At 70.0% G+C, this 19,441-nt stretch carries 19 protein-coding genes; 7 read left to right on the top strand and 12 right to left on the bottom strand.

What is annotated here, in order from left to right; all coding sequences use genetic code 11:
- Positions 1 to 29 precede the first annotated feature (29 nt).
- Positions 30 to 395: a hypothetical protein gene (locus LLS1_RS11475; protein WP_226655655.1), complete on the bottom strand. Its 366-nt coding sequence runs from the start codon at positions 393 to 395 to the stop codon at positions 30 to 32.
- 49 nt (positions 396 to 444) lie between these two features.
- Here LLS1_RS11475 and LLS1_RS11470 point away from each other — a divergent pair, with 49 nt between their 5' ends.
- The gene (locus LLS1_RS11470) at positions 445 to 792 is read left to right on the top strand and encodes a YciI family protein (RefSeq protein WP_223357355.1); all 348 of its coding nucleotides are present in this window, start codon (positions 445 to 447) and stop codon (positions 790 to 792) included.
- 7 nt (positions 793 to 799) lie between these two features.
- Here the strand turns inward: LLS1_RS11470 and LLS1_RS11465 are convergent, their stop codons facing one another.
- Both LLS1_RS11465 and LLS1_RS11460 read right to left on the bottom strand, forming a co-directional pair.
- A complete protein-coding gene (locus LLS1_RS11465) occupies positions 800 to 1,141 on the bottom strand; it encodes a hypothetical protein (RefSeq protein ID WP_226655653.1) in 342 nt (113 codons plus the stop codon).
- A gap of 57 nt (positions 1,142 to 1,198) precedes the next feature.
- Positions 1,199 to 1,810, bottom strand: coding sequence for an LON peptidase substrate-binding domain-containing protein (locus tag LLS1_RS11460; protein WP_226655651.1), 612 nt, complete (start codon positions 1,808 to 1,810; stop codon positions 1,199 to 1,201).
- A gap of 35 nt (positions 1,811 to 1,845) precedes the next feature.
- Here LLS1_RS11460 and LLS1_RS11455 point away from each other — a divergent pair, with 35 nt between their 5' ends.
- Complete coding sequence (locus tag LLS1_RS11455) at positions 1,846 to 2,343, top strand: DUF427 domain-containing protein (RefSeq protein WP_226655649.1); 498 nt, start codon at positions 1,846 to 1,848, stop codon at positions 2,341 to 2,343.
- A 73-nt stretch (positions 2,344 to 2,416) separates the two neighbouring features.
- The gene (locus LLS1_RS11450) at positions 2,417 to 3,334 is read left to right on the top strand and encodes a ribokinase (RefSeq protein ID WP_226655647.1); all 918 of its coding nucleotides are present in this window, start codon (positions 2,417 to 2,419) and stop codon (positions 3,332 to 3,334) included.
- Here LLS1_RS11450 and LLS1_RS11445 read toward each other — a convergent pair.
- From LLS1_RS11445 to LLS1_RS11420, 6 genes are all read right to left on the bottom strand, one after another.
- Positions 3,313 to 4,353, bottom strand: coding sequence for a LacI family DNA-binding transcriptional regulator (locus tag LLS1_RS11445; protein WP_226655645.1), 1,041 nt, complete (start codon positions 4,351 to 4,353; stop codon positions 3,313 to 3,315). The genes LLS1_RS11450 and LLS1_RS11445 overlap by 22 nt on opposite strands.
- Positions 4,354 to 4,372: 19 nt before the next feature.
- Entirely contained in the window at positions 4,373 to 5,281 is a 909-nt protein-coding gene (locus LLS1_RS11440) for a ribokinase (protein ID WP_226655643.1), read from the bottom strand.
- The gene (locus LLS1_RS11435) at positions 5,281 to 6,195 is read right to left on the bottom strand and encodes a nucleoside hydrolase (protein ID WP_226655641.1); all 915 of its coding nucleotides are present in this window, start codon (positions 6,193 to 6,195) and stop codon (positions 5,281 to 5,283) included. The genes LLS1_RS11440 and LLS1_RS11435 overlap by 1 nt, the downstream gene beginning before the upstream one ends.
- A gap of 30 nt (positions 6,196 to 6,225) precedes the next feature.
- Positions 6,226 to 7,080 (bottom strand): carbohydrate ABC transporter permease, encoded by an 855-nt coding sequence (locus LLS1_RS11430; protein ID WP_226655639.1) that lies wholly within the window; start codon positions 7,078 to 7,080, stop codon positions 6,226 to 6,228.
- Position 7,081: 1 nt separating this feature from the next.
- Positions 7,082 to 8,023, bottom strand: a complete 942-nt coding sequence (locus tag LLS1_RS11425) for a carbohydrate ABC transporter permease (RefSeq protein WP_226655637.1) — start codon at positions 8,021 to 8,023, stop codon at positions 7,082 to 7,084.
- Between the two features lie 67 nt (positions 8,024 to 8,090).
- Positions 8,091 to 9,377 carry a sugar ABC transporter substrate-binding protein gene (locus LLS1_RS11420; RefSeq protein WP_226655635.1) on the bottom strand — a complete coding sequence of 429 codons (1,287 nt, stop codon included), beginning with the start codon at positions 9,375 to 9,377 and terminating at the stop codon, positions 8,091 to 8,093.
- 185 nt (positions 9,378 to 9,562) lie between these two features.
- Between LLS1_RS11420 and LLS1_RS11415 the strand changes: the two genes are divergently transcribed.
- Entirely contained in the window at positions 9,563 to 12,691 is a 3,129-nt protein-coding gene (locus LLS1_RS11415) for a LamG-like jellyroll fold domain-containing protein (RefSeq protein ID WP_226655633.1), read from the top strand.
- Between the two features lie 295 nt (positions 12,692 to 12,986).
- Here LLS1_RS11415 and ychF read toward each other — a convergent pair whose 3' ends face one another.
- Both ychF and LLS1_RS11405 read right to left on the bottom strand, forming a co-directional pair.
- On the bottom strand, positions 12,987 to 14,060 hold the full coding sequence (gene ychF, locus LLS1_RS11410; RefSeq protein ID WP_226655631.1) for a redox-regulated ATPase YchF: 1,074 nt from the start codon (positions 14,058 to 14,060) through the stop codon (positions 12,987 to 12,989).
- 32 nt (positions 14,061 to 14,092) lie between these two features.
- A complete protein-coding gene (locus LLS1_RS11405) occupies positions 14,093 to 14,839 on the bottom strand; it encodes a class I SAM-dependent methyltransferase (RefSeq protein ID WP_226655625.1) in 747 nt (248 codons plus the stop codon).
- A gap of 97 nt (positions 14,840 to 14,936) precedes the next feature.
- Between LLS1_RS11405 and LLS1_RS11400 the strand changes: the two genes are divergently transcribed.
- Positions 14,937 to 15,518: an exonuclease domain-containing protein gene (locus LLS1_RS11400; protein ID WP_226655623.1), complete on the top strand. Its 582-nt coding sequence runs from the start codon at positions 14,937 to 14,939 to the stop codon at positions 15,516 to 15,518.
- Positions 15,519 to 15,717: 199 nt separating this feature from the next.
- On the top strand, positions 15,718 to 17,124 hold the full coding sequence (gene rmuC / locus LLS1_RS11395; protein ID WP_226655621.1) for a DNA recombination protein RmuC: 1,407 nt from the start codon (positions 15,718 to 15,720) through the stop codon (positions 17,122 to 17,124).
- Positions 17,125 to 17,151: 27 nt separating this feature from the next.
- Here rmuC and glpX read toward each other — a convergent pair whose 3' ends face one another.
- Positions 17,152 to 18,153 carry a class II fructose-bisphosphatase gene (gene glpX, locus LLS1_RS11390; protein WP_223357369.1) on the bottom strand — a complete coding sequence of 334 codons (1,002 nt, stop codon included), beginning with the start codon at positions 18,151 to 18,153 and terminating at the stop codon, positions 17,152 to 17,154.
- Between the two features lie 205 nt (positions 18,154 to 18,358).
- On the opposite strand from glpX, the gene fbaA reads away from it, so the two are divergent.
- The gene (gene fbaA / locus LLS1_RS11385; RefSeq protein ID WP_223357370.1) at positions 18,359 to 19,387 is read left to right on the top strand and encodes a class II fructose-bisphosphate aldolase; all 1,029 of its coding nucleotides are present in this window, start codon (positions 18,359 to 18,361) and stop codon (positions 19,385 to 19,387) included.
- Positions 19,388 to 19,441 lie beyond the last annotated feature (54 nt).

The following is a 19,441-nucleotide window of genomic DNA, read 5'->3' as shown; positions in this document are numbered from 1 at the left end:
GGACCGCAGACGACCGCGCGGCGGGCCCGTCAGTCCAGCGTGCGGATGAACTCGACCTTCGGGGCTGCTGGATCGCCCGAGGCGACACACAGTGCAGAGAACGCGAACGCATCGCCATCGAAATACTGGACGTTGACGTACAGGGCGTTGGGATCGCCGTTCGTGTGGTCGGCCGTGTACCCGTCGGAGGCGGCAGGCCCGAACGAGTCGTCGACGATGGGCCCGGGCGGCAGCGGCGCCTGCCCACCGAATCGTCTCTGCCGATCCTGGCGGAGCCTGCGGGATGCCGCATCAGCCCCGAAGGGGTGGCAGCGGTGGGCCGGCGAGCGCCCTTTTTCGGGACGACCGCCGCTTCGCGCCCTACCGCGGTTGTCCCGAACGACGGCGGACGCCATGGTCCCCGGTGTCGCGTGTACCGTCGAGTCCGTCGAAAGGACCACCCTCGTGCCCCAGTACGCCGTCCTGATCTACGCGAACGACTCCGCCCACCGCCTCGACGCCACCCCCGAGGACCTCGCGGAGCCGAACGGCCACGGTGACGAGCTCGCCGCCTCCGGCGCCATGCGGGCCGCCTACGCGTTCACTCCACGCGACCTCGCCCGCTCCGTGCGTGCCGATGGAGTGACCGACGGCCCGTTCGTGGACGCCCCCGTCGCCGTGGCGGGCGTCTACGTCATCGAGGCGGACGACCTGGATGCGGCACTGGCGATCGCCGCGACGAACCCGGCCATCCGCGGGGACGGCGGTGTGGAGGTGCGGCAGGTGCACAGCGGCGGGGTGGTGGAGCCGTAGGCAACGCTCAGAACATCGACGGGATGCCGAACCCTCCCGAGAACAACACGGCTCCCAGGCCCACGACCGCCAACCCCACGAGCACGGTGTACGAGAGGCCCCGCACCCAGCCCGCGGAGCGTCGTCCGCGAGCGGTGAGGAGCAGGCTCGCCGTCGGCACGAGCATGAGCCCGCCGAAGAGCAGTGCCGGAGCGACACGGACGTCGGGATCGGGGCACGGGTACGCGAGCGCACACACCGTGGGAACGCCCTGTGCGAGCCACAGGAGCACCCAGGTCGTGAGCAGAATGCAGAGCGCCGGCACGACCCGTGGTGCCGGGCTCACTCGTCGAGTGGCGTCAGTCGTCACAGCAGCACTCTGGCAGATATGTCGAAGCGCGGCTATGGCCTCGCATTCGGCACGTGATCAGACACCTCCCCCTGCTGCCCAGAGCTCCTCCGCGTCGAGGGTCAGGTCGATCACCTGACGCAGCAGACCTCCCACCGACGTCGCCCGCAGCAGCGTGTACCTGTCGTACTCGCCGAGCGGGGCGAGCGCCGCCAGCTGCCACGCGGCCGCGACGGGATCGTCCGACAGCTCGATGTCGGCGTCGGACGACGGCTCCGCGGCGCGGGCGATCGAGCGGCGGACGATCGCTTCGGCCTCGGCCAGGAGGGGTGCGAGCGCCTCCGACCACTCCAGCTCCGGCAGCATCGCGAGCTCGGCCCGCGGATACGGGTCGTCGTCGACCCAGCGTTCGACCGAGAACCGCCGGGTTCCCACGCCGACGATGAGGAGGTCGTCCGCGCCCGCGGCGGCGCTCACCAGACGCGCCATCGTCCCGACGGCGGCGCGCTGGTCGCCGCCCCCGGCTTCGGACCCGCGCTCGATGAGGACGACGCCGAATTCGAATCCCGGTTCGTCCTCGTCGAGCAGCCGTCCGACCAGGGTCAGATACCGCGGCTCGAACACCCGCAGCGGGATGGGCACGAAGGGGAACAGCACGGATCCGAGCGGGAACATCGGGGAGACGGCCATACTCCAGTGAAGCACCGCCGGCATAGAGTGAACAGGTGTCCCGACCGCGTCCCGAGACCCCCGGACCGGGGCAGGAGTCCGTGTGGGACTACCCGAGACCGCCACGCATCGAACGCGTCACCGCCGCTGTCACCATCCGCCTGGGCGGGCAGTTCATCGTCGATACGAACGACGTCGTCCGCGTGCTCGAGACCAGCCATCCCCCGGTCTACTACCTCCCGATAGCGGACTTCGCTCCTGGCGCGCTGGCCGACGCCGACGGTTCGTCGTTCTGCGAGTTCAAGGGCACCGCACGCTATCTCGACGTGCGCGGCGGAGGCGAGGTGCGGACCGCGTGCGCGTGGAACTACCCGCATCCATCGCCCGGATACGAGTCGCTCCGAGGCCGCGTCGCCGTCTACGCGCAGCAGATGGACGAGTGCACGGTCGACGGGGAGGCCGTCACCCCGCAACCCGGAGGCTTCTACGGCGGCTGGATCACGAGCGCCGTGGTCGGGCCGTTCAAGGGGGTGCCGGGGTCGCTGAGGTGGTGAGCGGCTGGCCCCCGCATGTCTCAGAGCTCCGCCGTCGCCAGCGCCGCCGCTTCAGTCCTGTCATCATTACAGGATGCGCCTCGCAGTCTTCGGTTCGGCGAACTTTGACTACCTCGTGAGCAGTCCGGCTCCTCCCGCTCACGGCGTGAGCCAGCTCGCGTCGGCGATGGTGCGCCGCCCGGGCGGCCAAGGCATGAATCAGGCGATCGCGGCCGCCCGGCTCCACGACGACGTCTCGTTCACCGGGTGCGTGGGAGACGACGACCACGGCGCCGCGTTGCGCGGCGCACTCGTGGCCGAGGGACTGGACGCCACCACCGTCGCCGTGGTCGACGGCATTCCGACGGGGACAGCGTTCGTCCTGCTGACGAGCGGGGGCCACTCCATCACCGTCGACCCCGGAGCGAATCTCCATCTCCCGGCGGAGACGATCGATGACGTCTTCTCCTCGAACGACCGCCCGGCGATCGTGCTTCTCCAGGGCGAGCTCGGGCCGGAGCTGTTCAGTCGGCTGGTCGACGCGTCCGGCACCGCTCGAATCGTGGCCAACCTGGCTCCGATCGTTCCGCTCGATCCGAGCGACTTCTCCCGCCTCGATCCGGTCGTGGTCAACCGTGCCGAGGCTGCGTCGCTCATCGGCGCCCCGGTCGACACCGTTGGCGATGGGATCCGCGCAGCGGAGGCCCTGTCCTCGCGTGCGCGATCGGCCGTGGTCACCCTCGGTGCGGACGGTGCGGCATGGGCGTCCGCCAAACGGTCCGCCCACGTGCCGCCCCGCCGCGCGGGGAGGGTCGTGGACGTGTCAGGTGCGGGGGACGGCTTCTCCGGCGCTCTCGCGGCGGGTCTCGCTCGCGGCCACGAGCTCGCAGACGCCGTGCGCTTCGCGGTGGATGCGGCTCTGCTCGTCGTGGAACGCCAGGGCGTGCTCGACTCTCTGCCGTACACGGCCGAGATCGAGGCGCTCCGGGCTCAGACGGACACCGCTCCCTGAGCCGACGCCGACCCGCAGCCGCAGCTCGACCCGATGAAGAGATTGCCCGAGAGCTCGTGGCGGGTTGCCCCGGTGCCGAAGAGCAACTCGTCGACGGCGGTCGCGGCGATCTCGTCGACCGGCTGACGCAGCGAGGTCAGGGACGGCCGGGCATACTCGCCGATTCGCGTGCCGTCGACCGAGACGATGGCGACGTCGTCGGGAACGCCGAGTCCCAGCGCCTCGCACGCGTGCATGACGCCGATGGCCTGGATATCTGAGGAGACGAACAGCGCAGTGGGCCGAGGTCGGTCGGCGGCCCCGGCACGACGCTCCCGCCCGAGCAGAGCGTGCGCGGCGATCTCGCCGCCGACTTCCGTGAACTCGCCGTGGGCGACCAGGTCGTCTCCGGCCGGGTTGCCTGCTTCGGACTGCGTGCGGCGCCACCCCGCGACCCGGCGGGAGGTCGGGAGGGTTCCGGGCGGTCCGGCGACACAGCCGATCACGGTGTGACCGTGGTCCTGCAGGTGCGCGACCGCGTGCTCCGCGGCGCTCTCGTTATCGAGGAGCACGGTCGACGCGGCGATGGATTCCAACGGCCGGTCGACGCTCACCACCCGGATACCGACGTCGTGCGACTTCAACCCGTTCTCCAGGGCTCGGTCGGACGCGACGATGAGCCCATCGGCGCGGCGCTCCGCGAACAGTTCCAGATACTGCTCGACCCTCCTCGTCGCGCCGCCCGAGACACCGATCAACGCGACTTTGCCGGAGTCGACCAGCACGCGCTGGATCGCTTCGGAGAGCTCCGCGAAGAAGGGGTTCGACGGGCTCGGGAGGAGGAGTCCGACGGTTCCCGTGACGCCGCCCTTCAACGCCCGGGCCATGACGTTCGGCCGGTAGTCGAGGTCGCGGATCGCCGCCTCCACCCGCGCCCGCGTCGCGGCGGCCACCTTGCCCGGTCCGTTGTTGACGACGTAGCTGACCACGGCGGTGGAGACCCCCGCCCGGTCGGCGACATCGCGTCGCGTCGCGTTCACCTGCACCTCCCTGCGCCGCTCAGGCCGGAATGGCGAGATCTTCTCGGCGTGGGTATGAAGACTGAGCGCCCGTGTGGGCTACAGCATACGACCCCGCCAGGACGCCCGCCTCGACGGCGGCGCCGAGTCCTCCACCGTCCGCGAGCACCGTCGCCAGCACCCCCACGAACGCATCCCCCGCGCCTGCGGTGTCGGCGACGTCGTGCACCGCCGGAGCGGGCACGTGAGTGGCGCCGTGTCCGTCGGACCACACGGCTCCGTCCGCTCCGAGGGTGATCACGACGGAACGCGCGCGCAGTGCGAGCTCGTCCGCCGCGCGGAGTGCCGCCGCACGATCGGTCACCGCGCCGCCGACCAGGTGGCCGGCCTCGCTCTCATTGACGACGAGCGGATCGCACAGGCCGAGGAGCTCGTGGGCCGGGCCTCCGGCCGGTGCGGCGTTCAGGACCACCCGCGCGCCGCCCTCATCAGCGGCGGCGACCGCTGCGCGCACCGCATCCGCGGGTATCTCCTGCTGGACGACGACGACGGAGCCGCGACTCGCCCGGGAGGAGACCACCCGGCGCACCCGCGTCGCGGAGAGCTGGGAGTTCGCGCCCGGGACGACGGCGATGGAGTTGTCGCCGTTCCGTACGACGTAGACGATGGCGAGCCCGCTGGAGTGGGCGCCGAGCACCTCCACCTCGCTCGTATCGATCCCCTCGGCACGCAGCTGACGCAGCATCAGCGTGCCGTCGTCGTCGTTGCCGACGCAGCCGACGAAGGTCACGCGAGCGCCCATCCGGGCGGCCGCCACGGCCTGATTCGCTCCTTTGCCCCCCGGTTGCTTGGTCAGCGCGGTCGCCAGCACGGTCTCGCCCAGCGCGGGGAGCTCGGCGACGTCGAGCAGGTAGTCGAGATTCGTCGAGCCGACGACCACGACACCCATCAGGCGCCGACCTTCACCGTGCGACGCGCCGGAGTCCTGGCCAGGAGCCCGTCGAGGTGAGCCGCGACTGCGTCGGCCGACGCGACACGCGTGACGTACCGGTGGGGTCCATCGGGTGCGGGGTGCCATGTCGTCGCGCCGTCGTCGTCGACCTCCACCCGCCCGGGCTCCGAGTACTGGTAATGGTCGGCGGCGCCGCGCACGGCGAGATCGACCGTCATGAGGTCCCAGCTCTTACGCCCTGCCCCCGGCCCGGAGAAGCGACGATAGGCTTCCGCGACCGGATCGTCCGCTGCACCCGTCCGCGAGAGCTCGGTGCCCGTGATCACGTCGTCGCCCACCTCCCAGCCGAGGAACTCGATCCGGCCCGGCCATCGGCGGGCGAAGGAGCCCGCCGTCGTGGGAAACTCTGCCACATTGAACTCCGTGCCGGAGGGGAACAGGCCGCCCATCACGACCGTGCGGGCGACCTTCCGGCGCACCAGGTCGCGGCCGGGAAGCCCTCCGGGCGGTTCTTCGTCGAGGAGGGCCACCAGGTTCTGGAAGAAACCGAGCGACACGACCGTCACGCTCGCGTCGTCGGCCGCCTCCAGCACCCGCCGGAGCAGCTGCGGTGCGCTCTCGGCGCCGATCGGGTCGACGATGCCGAAGGCCCGCACGGTCCCGCGGGCATAGTCGGTGTCGGCGACGGAGTCGTCGAGCGGGAGCATCGCGCCGACGGGGATCTCCGGGCGGCCATAGTGCCGGTTGACGAGGTCCGCCATCGCGACGCCCCAGCGGCTCGGGGTGTTCACACCGACGCCCAGCAGCTCCACGTTCCCGGCGTCCGCGTGAGCGTGGGCGATCGCCAGCGCTCCGACGTCATCCACGTCCGAGAAGATGTCGGTCTCGATCAGGAGGGAGAGGGGTGACACGGATGTCCTTTCGGGTCGCACGGTCCGGCCTCAGCCTTTGGATCCGGTGGTGGCGATGGATGCGGTGAAGTACCGCTGGGTGAAGAGCAAGACCGCGAGCGGCACGAGCGCCGTCACGATCCCCGCGAGGAAGATGGCCCCGTAGGCGACGGAGTGCTCGCCCGCGTAGTTGGCGATCGCGATCGGCGCCAGGACGAACTGGGGGTCGGGGGCGACGAGCAGCGGCCAGAGGTAGGACTGCCACTGGAAGACGAAGAGGAGGAGGGCGGCGCCGATGATCGCGGGCGTCGCCAGGGGCATGTAGACGCGGCGCATGATGCCGAACCAGCCGAGGCCGTCGATCCGGGCCGCCTCCTTGAGCTCCGCCGGGATGCTCAGGAAGAACTGGCGCAGCTGGAAGATGGCCAGCCCGTTCGCGATGCCGGGCAGCAGGATCCCGAGGAAGCTGTCCTGCAGTTGCAGCGTGCGGAACGTCGACGACAGCGGGATGGCGATGCTGTCGAAGGGGATCAGGAAGCTGACGAGGATCACGGCGAAGACGACGTTGCGGCCGCGGAACTCCAGAGCCGACAGGGCGAACGCCGCGGGGATGCACACGGCCAGCCCGATGACCACCGTGAGCACTGTCACCAGCAGCGAGTTGCCCAGCGCGAGCGGGAAGGAGGATTCCAGCACCGTGCGCACGTTGTCGAACGTGAACGGGACCGGCACGAACGACTGCCAGGACAGCGGGTCCATGAAGCGGAAGATGTCGCTCTCCGGCCGGAAGGCCCCCACCGCGGCCCAGGCGAGCGGGAGGAGGGCGTAGACGGACGCGGCGATGGCGGCGACGAGGAGCAGCACCCGCACCGGGCGGCGGCGGATCGCGGCGGTGGACATGGACATGTCAGTCCTTCCCTGGCAGGAGGCGGAACTGGATCGAGACGACCGCGAGGACCACGAGCACGAGGAGGATCGTCCCCGCGGCGGCCCCGGCGGCATCCCCGGTCACGAACGCCCGGTTGAAGATCTCGACCATCACGAGGTTCGTGGATCCGTTCGGCCCGCCTCGGGTCAGGATCTGGACCGGCGCGAAGATCAGGAAGTTCGCGACCGTGTCGGCGACGAGCACGAACAGCAGCGGGCGTCGCAGCTGCGGGATCGTGATGGTGAAGAAAGTCCGGAACCAGCCGGCGCCGTCCACCGAGGCGGCCTCGTAGAGCTCGCGGGGGATGTCGTTCAGGCCCGCGATCAAGAACATCATCCAGAAGCCGATGCCCACCCAGCTCACCACGAGCACGATGCACATGAGCGCCTGTCCCTCGGAGGTGAGGAACGGCTGGGCGGGGATGCCGAGCAGGCGGAGCGCGCCGTTCAACGGGCCGTCCGGGCGGAACGCGATCCCCCAGATGATCGCCGACACGCTCTGCGGGACCGCCGACGGGAGGAAGATCAGCGATCGCCAGACCCCGACAGCCGGGATCCGCTGCACGAGGATCACCGCGAACGCCAGTGCCAGGAGGATCTGGAACGGGTTGACGACCAGCGTGAAGAGCAATGTCACCTTGAGCGCGTCGAGGAAGGTGGCGTCGCCGAGGATGCGGACGAAGTTGTCGAGGCCCACGAATCCGGACTTGCCGAGACCAGCGGCCTGGGTGGAGGTGCCGACGGCGTCGGCGAGCGGCCACAGCCGCAGCAGGACGAGCGCCAGCAGAGCCGGGAGGAGGAACAGGGCGGCGACCCCGGCCTCACGGGCGCCGCGGCGGCGCCGGGGCCGAGGTGGCGTGGCCGGGACCGGCGCGGCTGCGTCCGCCCGCGGAGGGCGTGTCGCCTGGGCGAGTGCGTTCATGGCTGGTTCTCCAGTGCCATCCCGGAGGCGGCGGAGCTCGAGGCCCCGCCGCCTCCGGCGACGGCGGTCACTTGTAGCGGGCGAACGAGGACGTGATCTTGTCGCTGGCCGTCTGCAGCGTCTGATCGACCGCGTGCCCGTTCCGGATGTCCGAGAACGCGTTGTTCATGATCGTCTCGAAGTCGACGTAGCCGACCGTGGTCGGCCGGGCGATGCCGGTCTCGTTCGCGATCTCGTACTTGATGATGCCCGCGAGGTCCGCATCCGTCCCGCCCTTCGCGGCCAACGCCTCCAGGTAGGTCTTCAGCGAGTCCTTCTGGATGGGCAAGCCCTCCGGGGTGACGAGGGAGGCGCCGGTCGCGTCGAGGGTGATGAAGCGCGAGAACTCGGTCGCGATGTCCGCGTGCTTACTGTATGGACTGACTCCCACCAGCCAGGAACCGGTGGTCGTGACGACCTTGCCGCCCTCGAAGTACGGCAGCGGCGCCACACCCCAGTTCACGCTCGACTTCTCGAACGCCGCCGTGTTCCACGGTCCCCCGACGTAGTACGCGATGTTGCCCGAGGCGAACTGGTCGGGCATCTGCTCCGACGGGATGCCCTTCGGGGACAGGCCCGACTCGAAGAGGCCGCCGTACCAGCCCGCCGTGGTCTTCCACTCCGGGCTCGTGACCTCGGGCGTGAGGTTGCCGGTGCCGGTCAGCCCGCTTCCGCCGCCGGCCGACTCGAAGAGCGGCTGGAGCTGGTAGTAGCGGTCGACCTGCTCGAAGCCGAAGCCGTACTTGGCGCCGGCGGCCTGCGCCTTCGTGGCGTCGTCGACGACCTGCTCCCAGGTCATCCGCTGGTCGGGATCAGCGCTCGGCGCGGTGAGCCCGGCCTTGGCGACGAGGTCCTTGTTGTAGAACATCAGGTTGGTCGACGTCCACTGCGGGAAGGCGTACTGCTTGCCGTCGTAGGTCACCTCGTCGACCGAGCTCTGACCGGTCTGCGCCGTGATCTCGGACTTGTCCGCGGAGACGTCGGTCAGGAAGCCCTGCGCCGCCATGTTGGCGAGACGCGGCCCGTCGACCGTGTAGACGTCGATCGAGGGGTCCTTGGTGCCGAGACGCGCCTGCACTTGGGAGTTGAGATCGTCGAACGACGTCTGCTGCTCCTTGATGGTCACGCCGGGGTGCTGCTTCTCGAAGGCTGCGATCGCCTTGCCCCACGTCGGACCGGAGTTGGCCGTGTGCAGGAACGTGAGGGTGACCGTGTCGGAGCCGGTGGTCTGCGCGCTGCACGCCCCGAGTGACGCGACGACCGTCGTCGCGACCACGAGTCCGAGCATGGCGCGCGTCTGCTGCTTGGTGCGCATGGTTCTCCATTTCCCCCGGCGTCTCTGCCGGGTCGGGTGAATCACAAGTTACTGCAGTAACTTTCGTGAACGCAAGGACAATTTTTAACTGGATTCCAGACAAGTTACTGCAGTAGAGTCGCGGCCACGGTTGCATCCGTATGCGGCCGCTGCACGCCAACACGACGATGTGGAGGAGTAACGACATGATTCGATCACGGATCGTCGCGGCGCTCACCACGGCGGGTGCCCTCGCCGTGCTGATCACCGCACCGACGGCCGCGGCCGCGCTGGAACCGTCGGTGGACCCCGGAGCGCAGCTCGTGCGCCCGCAGCCCATCGACACCGTGCTGGACAATCCCGGCATGGGCTGGGAGTACATCGACAACGCCCTCCCGGGCCTGCACGACGAAGGCACATACGGGACCTTCCCCGAGTTCACGAACGTCTCGGTGCTCTCCGATTGGGGTACCTTGGAGCCCTCACCCGGCACCTACGACTGGACGCTGCTCGACAACGCGATCTCCTACTGGAGCTCGCAGGGCAAGCGCATCCACTTCCGCATCGGCACCGACGGGATGGAGGTGGGCCCCGGCACCACGTACAGCGGCGGCGCGCCCCTCTGGCTCGCCTCGGCGCCCTACGGCGTCGCCTATCAGACCAAGTGCGACAACCAGACCCTGACGGCCCCGTCGTGCCTCAACACCAACGGCAGCCAGGCCGCGAAGTTCCGGGTCTGGAACATCGCCGACGCGCAGTACCTCGCCCGCCTGCAGAGCTTCATGGCCGCATTCGGCGCCCGCTACGACCACGACTCCCGGATCGACACGATCGATCTCCGCGGCTACGGCGAGTGGGGCGAGTGGCACAGCGGCTACGACATCACCTCCATGACGACCAGGATCAGCGCGCTGAAGAGTGTCATCGACGCGTGGTCGAACGCCTTCCCCGACAAGGTGCTGAACCTGTCCGACTCGTACGAATGGCGCACGGCGCAACAGCCCGCCGGGGTGACCTCCCCCGCCTCCTACGCCGACTTCATGAAGAACTCGGCCTTCGACTACGCCCTGACCAAGCCGAACATCTCCTTCCGCCGGGACGGCGTCTCCGGCTGCCTGCAGGACGACGACCGGCGCGGCCTCGAGGCCGCTTGGCAGAACCCCAATCGGCTCCCGGTCACCCTCGAGTACTGCGGCGGCTACCCGGTCGACTCGTGGTCGAGCGTCCGCAACCGGCTCGACGACATCCTGTCGCTGCATGCCAACTACGCGACCGTGATGGGCTGGGACGGCGGCGAGGGCGCGCTCGGCTTCTATGCCAACGAGGCGGCCGCCATCAAGGAGGGCAATCTCCGGATGGGCTACCGGTTCGTAGTGAACGAATCCGCGCTGCCCAGGACCATCGTCCCCGGCACCGCGTTCGACATCCGGCAGGTCTGGTCCAACGTCGCCGTCGGCCGCGCCTGGAAGAAGTACCAACTGACCTACTCGCTGGTGAACTCCTCGGGTACCACCGTCTGGAGCTCCGTCGCCGCCGGGTTCGACCCGCGGGACATCGTCGAGGGGCGTCCGCTGACCAGCAACGTCACGATGACGATTCCGAACACGGTCGCGAGCGGCAGCTACCAGCTGCGCTTCGGCCTGCGCGACACCGACCTCGGGGTCCCGATCAAGCTGGCGATCGCCGGCGTGGACGCCGCGACCACCTACCCGGTCGGCACCGTCTCGGTGGCCGCCAGCGCGTCCACGGCGCCCGTCGCGGCGACGTTCGAGTCCGGCACGTTCGCGGGGAGCGGCTTCACGGCCGGCCTCGGCGGGACGACCGGGACGATCACCTCCGATCCGGCCAAGGTCGTCACCGGGACACGCTCCGTCACCGCTTCGGCACCGGCCACCACGCCGTACACGGAGTACGCCTACTCCGACCAGGCGGCGATCCCCCTCGCCCCATTGACGTCGTACACCGTCCGCTTCGCGACCAAGACGACGACGGCGTCCGGCTCCGGCGGCGGCAACTACGTCCTCGCCCGCACCGCCACAGGAGGCGTTCCGAAAGACGTCGGCTTCACCGTGTGGAACGATCCGGGCGACGCAACGGTGAAGAACCGCTCGGTCACGTTCACGACGGGCGCGTACAGCGACTACTACCTCATCTTCGGCCTCAAGAACGGCGGCGCCGTCTCCCTCGACGACATCACCGTCACGCAGAACGCGTTCGAGTCGTTCCGCACCTCGTCCTTCGCCGACAGCCTCTACACCGCCGGCACAGGAGGCACGACCGGTTCGCTCACGAACGCGTCGGGGACGGCGATCTCGGGGTACTCCGCCCGCGGGAGCGCTCCGACATCCACCCCCTTCACCGAGTTCCTGACCTCCAACCCGTCGAGGCTCGCCCTGAAGCCGCTGACCTCCTACACCGTGTCGTTCCGCTCGCGGATGACGACCGCCTCCGGCAGCGGCGGCGGCGACTACGTGCTCGCCAGGAGCGCCACGGCAGGGGTCGCGAAGGACGTCGGCTTCACCGTCTGGAACGACCCCGGCGACGGGGCGGTCAAGAGTCGGTCCGTGACGTTCACCACCGGCGCCTACCCGGACTACCAGCTGATCTTCGGCCTCAAGAACGGCGGCGCCGTCGCTATCGACGACATCTCCGTCGTCGGGACGGTCGATGCCGGCGACGGGCTCGTCGGCGGGCTTCCGCTCGACGAAGGGTCCGGGACCACCACGGCAGTGCTCGGGGCGGGAGGGACCGCCGCACTTCAGAACGGCGCTTCCTGGACGGCGGGCGTGCACGCGGGCGCGGTGGCGTTCAACGGGTCCGACGCGGTCGTGCCGCTGCCCAGCACTCCCGCACTGGATGCCGTGCAGACCGGAAGCTATTCCCTGAGCGCGCGCTACAAGCCCAGCACCCTTCCGACCGGCACTGGCGCCGCCAACACTGCCAACCAGGCCGTGCTGACGAAACAGGGCTTCCACTCGGGGATCTTCTACGACGCGGACGGCCACTTCCACATGGCGCAGGTCTTCGCGGACAACTCCGTCGTCGACGTGCGCTCGGTCTCGTCCTTCCAGCCGAACAGCTGGCACACGATCACCGCGACCGTCAACCAGACGACCGGGACGGTCTTCCTCTACGTCGACGGCACCTGGCAGAACGAGTGGTACTTCACGCCGGGGAAGTCCACCTATCCCTACGGATCCACCCCGTGGACCGTCGGAAACGCCGCGCCGGGCGCCTCCAGCTATCGCTGGCCGGCCAACGGCGCCATCGACGACGTGTTCATCTGGAACCGAGTGCTCAGCCCGGCCGACGCGACGAACCTCGCCGCAGGGTGAGGCGGGCTCCGCGACTCTTCGCGGGCGGCTGACGCCCTGAAGACCTCCGTGCGCGATCCGCGCTACGCGCCGCGGACGCCGCGGAGGTCTTCGGCGTGAGGTGACCGGGCCTCACCGCGCGTCCCCCGACGTTCGTCCTGGGACAGCTGTTCTCGACCAGCTACGGCAGCGAAGGGCGGCGAGTATCGTCGGCAACGGAGGGGATCACCAGAGACACGCCGGGGGAAATTCAGGTAACGGAGGGGATCCGCCCGGGGTTCGGCCGGGATCTCCTCCGTGAGGGACGAGCAGGCACTCAGACGTTGAAGCGGAACTCCACCACATCCCCGTCCTGCATCACATAATCCCTCCCCTCCATGCGCGCCTTTCCACGCGATCGCGCCTCGGCGACGCTCCCGGATTCGACCAGGTCGTCGAAGGAGATGACTTCGGCTTTGATGAAGCCCTTCTCGAAGTCGGTGTGGATGACGCCGGCGGCCTGGGGGGCCTTGGCGCCCTTGGGGATGGTCCAGGCGCGGGTTTCCTTGGGGCCGGCGGTGAGGTAGGTCTGCAGGCCGAGGGTGTCGAAGCCGATGCGGGCGAGCTGGTCGAGGCCGCTCTCGGTCTGGCCGGTGGAGGCGAGGAGCTCGGCGGCGTCCTCCGCGTCGAGATCGATGAGCTCGGACTCGAGCTTGGCGTCGAGGAACACGGCCTGCGCGGGGGCCACGAGGGCGGCGAGCTCGGCGCGGCGGGCGTCGTCGGTGAGGACGTCCTCGTCGACGTTGAACACGTAGATGAAGGGCTTGGCCGTCAGCAGCCCGAGCTCGCGGATCGGCTCGAGGTCGATCGTGGAGGTCGAGAGGGGCTTGCCGGAGTTGAGCCACGCGGTGGCCTCCCGGGCGGTCTCGAGAACGACGGGCTCGAGCTTGCGGCCCTTGACCTCCTTCTCGTACCGGGCCTCCGCCTTCTCGAGGGTCTGGAGGTCGGCGAGGATGAGCTCGGTGTTGATGGTCTCCATGTCGCCGGCGGCGTCGACCTTTCCGGCGACGTGCACGACGTCGGGGTCGCTGAAGCCGCGGACGACCTGCGCGATGGCGTCGGCCTCGCGGATGTTGGCGAGGAACTTGTTGCCCAGGCCCTCCCCCTCGCTGGCGCCCTTGACGATGCCGGCGATGTCGAGGAACGACACCGGTGCCGGGAGGATGCGCTCGCTGCCGAACAGCTCGGCGAGCTTGTCGAGCCGCGGATCGGGGAGGTTCACCACGCCGACGTTCGGCTCGATGGTCGCGAACGGGTAGTTCGCGGCGAGCGCGTCGTTCTTGGTCAGCGCGTTGAACAGGGTGGACTTGCCCACGTTGGGGAGTCCGACGATACCGATAGTGAGAGCCACGGTCGTCCATTCTACGGTGCGACCGCGTGCCCTCAGCCCGCGAGGTCCGCCCGGTAGCAGTGCGTCACGTACGGCAGTGCGATCGTCTCCGCGCCGGCGAGCTCGGGATGCTCGGCGTGCAGCCTCCGCACGGACGCGATGACCGCCGCCTGCGCGTCGGGGTCCTTGGTGATGAAGTAGCTGCGCGACCGCACCAGGTCGAGCAGGCCGCCGAGGTCGAGCTGCTGCGTCCACGGCACGTCGTGGCGCTCCAGCGGACCGAACGGGGCGCCGACCACAGGCTGCTCCTCCCCTCCCGTGTACGCGTCGCCCGCGCCGATCAGCTCGCTCAGGAGGCGCACCCATTCGACGCGCTCGTCGCGGTAGTTCCAGACGAGGCCGAGGCGACCGCCCGGTGTCAGCACCCGGGCGACCTCCGGAACGGCCCGCGCGGCATCGACCCAGTGCCACGCCTGCGCGACGGTCACCAGCCCCTGCGACGCGTCCGCCACGGGGATGCGCTCCGCCGTGCCGAGCAGCGCCTCGACCCCGGGCAGCCTGCTCCCGAGCACCCGCAGCATCTCCGGAGACGGATCCACCGCCGTGACGTCGAACCCCCTGTCCACGAGCGCTGCGGTCAGCTTGCCGGTGCCCGCGCCGAGGTCGAGCGCCGCCCCTTCCCGACCGTCGGTGAGCCAGGCCACCGCTTCGGCGGGATAGCTCGGCCGCGACGCGTCGTAGACGTCGGCGGCGCGGTCGAAGGAAGCGGCGTGCAGGTCGCGGTCGTGACGGGAGCGCATGCGCCGATCGTACGCGCGCGGTGCCGCGCGGTCCGGATGCTGCGGCGCGCCCGACGTGTGACCGGGCCGTGTCGGCGGCGCGTGCGAGCATGACTGCGTGACCCTGGACTTCACCGCCATCGACTTCGAGACCGCGAACTCGTCCGCGGCGTCCGCCTGCTCCGTCGGGCTGGTGAAAGTGAGGGACGGCCGGGTCGTCGACCGCGCGGGCTGGTTCATCCAGCCACCGTTCGGGCACGACCACTTCCAGGAGTGGAACATCCGCATCCACGGCATCCGGCCCGCCGACGTGGTCGGCGCCGCGGGATGGGAGGAGCAGCTCGCCGACCTGGTCGAGTTCGCGGAGGACGACCACCTCGTCGCGCACAACGCCGGCTTCGACATGGGCGTGATCCGGGCGGCATGCGCCGCGACCGCGATCGCCTGCCCGGAGTACCGCTACCTGTGCAGCCTCCAGGTCGCACGCCGCACGTACGCGCTCGACTCGTACCGTCTGCCCGTCGCGGCGATGGCCGCCGGCTTCGAGGACTTCGCCCACCACGACGCCCTCGCGGACGCCGAGGCGTGCGCCGCGATCGTCGTCCACGCGGCGAAACGCCACGGCGCGGGCACCATCGACGACCTCGCGGCGCTCACCGGCGCCCGCGTCGGCCGCATCGGGATGGCCGCCGCCGCCTGATCCCTCCGCCGCCTGATCCGTCGGCTCACCTGGCCGTCGGCAAGGGAGGGTTTCCCGGCCGCTCCGCGCCCCATCTCCTCCGTCGCCCGCCGTCCGTCGGCGCGGCGCACCCGATCCCCTCCGTTCCCGCCGCCCACCACGGCGCCGGACCGCGGCGCGGGACCACCGCAGTGTCGGACCCCCCTGGCACACTGACGGCATGGACTTCCTCGCGCTGCTCATCGGTCTCCTCCTCGGGCTCGTCGTCGGCGCCGCCGGCGCGGGGTTCGCGGTGGCGAAGCTGCTGCGCGACCGCGCAGCGAGCGCCGCACCGACGGCGCCCGTCGTCGACCCGGCGGTCGTCGAGGCGCGTCACGCGGCGGCCCTCGCCGAGCTGCGCACGGCCGAGCAGGCGGTGCAGGCGGAGATCCGCGCCGACCTCGCGGCGGCGCAGTCCCGGGTGGACGCCCTCGCCGAGCAGCTGCGCGGCGCCCAGGAGCTGCAGCGCGAGACGGTGGAGCGCCACCGCGCCGAGCTGCAGGCCCAGACGGAGCGCGAGCGGGCGGAGAGCAAGGTGCTGCAGGCGCTCGCGCCGGTCGCCGAGAGCCTCACGGACATGCAGCGCAAGGTGGTCCAGCTGGAGTCGCAGCGCAGCGAGCAGCACGGTCAGCTGACGCAGCAGCTGCGCACGGCCGCGGAGTCGGAGGAGCGGCTGCGCAGCACCGCGGAGGCGCTGGCGTCCGCCCTGCGCTCCAACAGCACCCGCGGTGTCTGGGGCGAGACTCAGCTGCGCAGCGTGGTGGAGGCGGCGGGCCTGCTCGAGCGGGTGGACTTCGACGTGCAGTCCAGCATCCACTCGGAGTCGGGCGCGGGCCGGCCGGACATGATCGTGCGCCTGCCCGGTGGCAAGAGCATCGCGCTCGACGCGAAGGTTCCCTTCAACGCCTACCTGGAGGCCAGCCAGATCCCCGCGACAGCGACCGGAGCCGAGGGCGCCCGCCGCGAGGCGTTGATGAAGCAGCACGTGAAGGCCGTCCGCGACCACATCACGACCCTCGGCACCAAGGCGTACTGGACGGGCCTGGAGTCGTCTCCGGAGCTGGTGATCGCCTTCATCCCGAGCGAGTCGCTCATCTCGTCGGCGCTCGAAGCGGATCCGTCGATCATGGAGTTCGCGTTCGGCAAGCGGGTGGCGCTGGCCTCCCCCGTCACCCTGTGGTCGGTGCTCAAGACCGTCGCGTTCAGCTGGCAGCAGGACGTCCTGACCCAGGAGGCCAAGCAGCTCTTCGATCTCAGCCGCACCCTGTACAGCCGCCTCGCCACCACGGCCACTCACATCGAGAAGCTCGGCCGCTCGATCGAGCGCACCGTGAAGGACTACAACGGTTTCGTCGGCTCGTTCGAGCGGCAGGTGTTCCCCGCCGCGCGCAAGCTCGGGGCCCTCGACGAGTCCAAGGTCATCGGCGTCAACGAAGGCATCGAGGAGGCTCCACGCGAACTCACCGCCTTCGAGCTGACGAACGAGCTGGAGCCGCGCGACATGCACGGCATCGACAAGCTCGCGATCGAGGAGCAGGAGCGCGCCCACGCGCACGACGCGGACGCCGAGGAGTCCGGCGCCGCCTGACGCGCGCGGGCGCGCCGGCGCTCTGCCCTACAGCTGCTCCGGCTCCAGCCACTTCTCGGCGAGGTGGTCCGCGATCACGCGGCGGATCGTGCCCGACTTGGAGCGCAGCACGATCGACTCGGTGCGGATGATCGGCCCCTTGCGGCGCACGCCCTCGACGAGCCCGCCATCGGTCACGCCGGTCGCCACGAAGAACGTGTTGTCGCCCTTCACCAGGTCGTCCGCGCCATAGATCCGGTCGACGTCGAGACCCGCGGCGATGCCGCCGGCTCGCTCCGCATCGTCCTTCGGGGCGAGCTTGCCCTGCATGAAGCCACCGAGCGCCTTGACGGCAGCGGCGGTGATGACGCCTTCAGGGCTTCCGCCGACTCCCACGCACATATCGATGCGCGACTCGTAGCGAGCCGCGTTGATCCCCCCGGCGACGTCACCGTCGAAGAGCAGGCGCGTCCCGGCCCCCGCGGCTCGGATCTCCTCGATCAGCTCCGCGTGACGCGGCCGGTCCAGCACCGCCACGCGGATCTCGCCGACCGGCTTGCCCTTGGCCTTCGCCAGCTCCCGGATGTTGTCCCCGATCGACTGAGACAGGTCCACGACGCCGGCGCCCTCCGGCCCGGTCACGATCTTCGACATGTAGAAGACGCTGGACGCGTCGAGCATGCTGCCGCGATCCGACACGGCGATCACCGAGAGCGCGTTCTGCCGGCCCGCCGCGGTGAGGGAGGTGCCGTCGATCGGGTCGACCGCGATGTCGCAGGCCGGCCCTCGCCCGTTGCCGACGTGCTCGCCGTTGAACAGCATGGGCGCGTTGTCCTTCTCGCCCTCGCCGATGACGATCAGACCGTCGAAATTGACCGTGCCGAGGAACTTGCGCATCGCGTCCACTGCGGCACCGTCGGCCAGATTCTTCTCCCCGCGCCCGATCCACGGCGTCGCCCGGATCGCCGCCGCCTCGGTCGCTCTCACCAGCTCCATCGCCAGGTTCCGATCGGGGTGCAAATACAGGGACGCGGTGTCGGTGCTGGTCATGAGTGGGTCCTCCCGGACGGAATCGAACGACGGTGTCAAAGCCGCCCGCGGCGGCGCTGCCAGTGTATCCGCGCGGTGCGCCGACGCACCGGAATGCGCACGAACGTTCATCCGTCGTGCGCGATCCGTCCACGCGGCGGGCCGAGTGCGAGGCCGCGTCGGTATGATGAGACCCGTTCGACACCCCGATTCCCAAGGAGCTGCAATGCCCATCGCCACGCCGGACCAGTACGCAGAGATGCTCGACAAAGCGAAGGCCGGCGGCTTCGCCTATCCCGCGTTCAACGTCTCGTCGTCGTCGACGATCAACGCGGTGCTCCAGGGCCTCACCGAGGCCGGCTCGGACGGCATCATCCAGGTCACCACGGGCGGCGCCGACTACTTCGCCGGCCAGTCCGTGAAGGCCCGCGCCACCGGTGCCCTCGCCTTCGCGAAGTTCGCCACCGAGGTCGCCAAGAACTACCCGATCACGGTCGCGCTGCACACCGACCACTGCCCGAAGAACGCACTCGACGACTTCGTGCTGCCGCTGATCGCCGCCTCCGAGGAGGAGGTCCGCGCCGGCCGCAACCCGATCTTCCAGTCGCACATGTGGGACGGCTCCGCTGTGCCGCTCGACGAGAACCTCGAGATCGCCCAGGAGATGATCAAGCGCACCAAGGCCATCAACGCCATCCTCGAGGTCGAGATCGGCGTCGTCGGCGGCGAGGAGGACGGCGTGCGTCACGAGGGCTCCAACGAGGCCCTGTACACCACCCTCGCCGACGTCGAGAAGGCCGTCGAGGCCCTGGGTCTCGGTGAGAACGGCCGCTACATGGCCGCCCTCACTTTCGGCAACGTGCACGGCGTCTACAAGCCGGGCAACGTCAAGCTGCGCCCGGAGCTCCTCAAGGAGATCCAGGACGGCCTGGCCGCCAAGTACGGCACCGGCCCGAAGCCGCTCGATCTCGTCTTCCACGGCGGCTCCGGCTCCACCGACGAGGAGATCGCGGAGGCGGTCCGCAACGGCGTCATCAAGATGAACATCGACACGGACACGCAGTACGCCTACACCCGTGCCATCGCCGGCTACATGCTCTCGAACTACGACGGCGTGCTCAAGGTCGACGGCGAGGTCGGCAACAAGAAGCTGTACGACCCGCGCGCGTGGGGCAAGGTGGCGGAGACGGCGATGGCCGCCCGCGTCATCGAGGCCACGCAGCAGCTCGGCTCCGCCGGCCACTCCGGCAAGTAGTCCCCGAAGCGGCGGCCGGCTCCGGCCGGCCGCCGCTTCCCCTTTCGCAAGGAG

This window comes from Leifsonia sp. LS1 (assembly GCF_020521355.1).
Taxonomy (GTDB): Bacteria; Actinomycetota; Actinomycetes; order Actinomycetales; family Microbacteriaceae; genus Leifsonia.
The sequence above is the reverse complement of the archived record's forward strand: the minus strand, read 5'-3'. Positions and strand labels throughout refer to the sequence as shown.

What these genes read in the sequence shown, in the direction of transcription:
- LLS1_RS11475 (WP_226655655.1), bottom strand. Translation starts at nt 395, where the DNA reads ATGGCGTCCGCCGTCGTTCGGGACAACCGCGGTAGGGCGCGAAGCGGC.
- LLS1_RS11460 (WP_226655651.1), bottom strand. Translation starts at nt 1,810, where the DNA reads ATGGCCGTCTCCCCGATGTTCCCGCTCGGATCCGTGCTGTTCCCCTTC.
- LLS1_RS11450 (WP_226655647.1), top strand. Translation starts at nt 2,417, where the DNA reads ATGCGCCTCGCAGTCTTCGGTTCGGCGAACTTTGACTACCTCGTGAGC.
- LLS1_RS11440 (WP_226655643.1), bottom strand. Translation starts at nt 5,281, where the DNA reads ATGGGTGTCGTGGTCGTCGGCTCGACGAATCTCGACTACCTGCTCGAC.
- LLS1_RS11430 (WP_226655639.1), bottom strand. Translation starts at nt 7,080, where the DNA reads ATGTCCATGTCCACCGCCGCGATCCGCCGCCGCCCGGTGCGGGTGCTG.
- LLS1_RS11425 (WP_226655637.1), bottom strand. Translation starts at nt 8,023, where the DNA reads ATGAACGCACTCGCCCAGGCGACACGCCCTCCGCGGGCGGACGCAGCC.
- LLS1_RS11420 (WP_226655635.1), bottom strand. Translation starts at nt 9,377, where the DNA reads ATGCGCACCAAGCAGCAGACGCGCGCCATGCTCGGACTCGTGGTCGCG.
- LLS1_RS11415 (WP_226655633.1), top strand. Translation starts at nt 9,563, where the DNA reads ATGATTCGATCACGGATCGTCGCGGCGCTCACCACGGCGGGTGCCCTC.
- LLS1_RS11405 (WP_226655625.1), bottom strand. Translation starts at nt 14,839, where the DNA reads ATGCGCTCCCGTCACGACCGCGACCTGCACGCCGCTTCCTTCGACCGC.
- rmuC (WP_226655621.1), top strand. Translation starts at nt 15,718, where the DNA reads ATGGACTTCCTCGCGCTGCTCATCGGTCTCCTCCTCGGGCTCGTCGTC.
- glpX (WP_223357369.1), bottom strand. Translation starts at nt 18,153, where the DNA reads ATGACCAGCACCGACACCGCGTCCCTGTATTTGCACCCCGATCGGAAC.
- fbaA (WP_223357370.1), top strand. Translation starts at nt 18,359, where the DNA reads ATGCCCATCGCCACGCCGGACCAGTACGCAGAGATGCTCGACAAAGCG.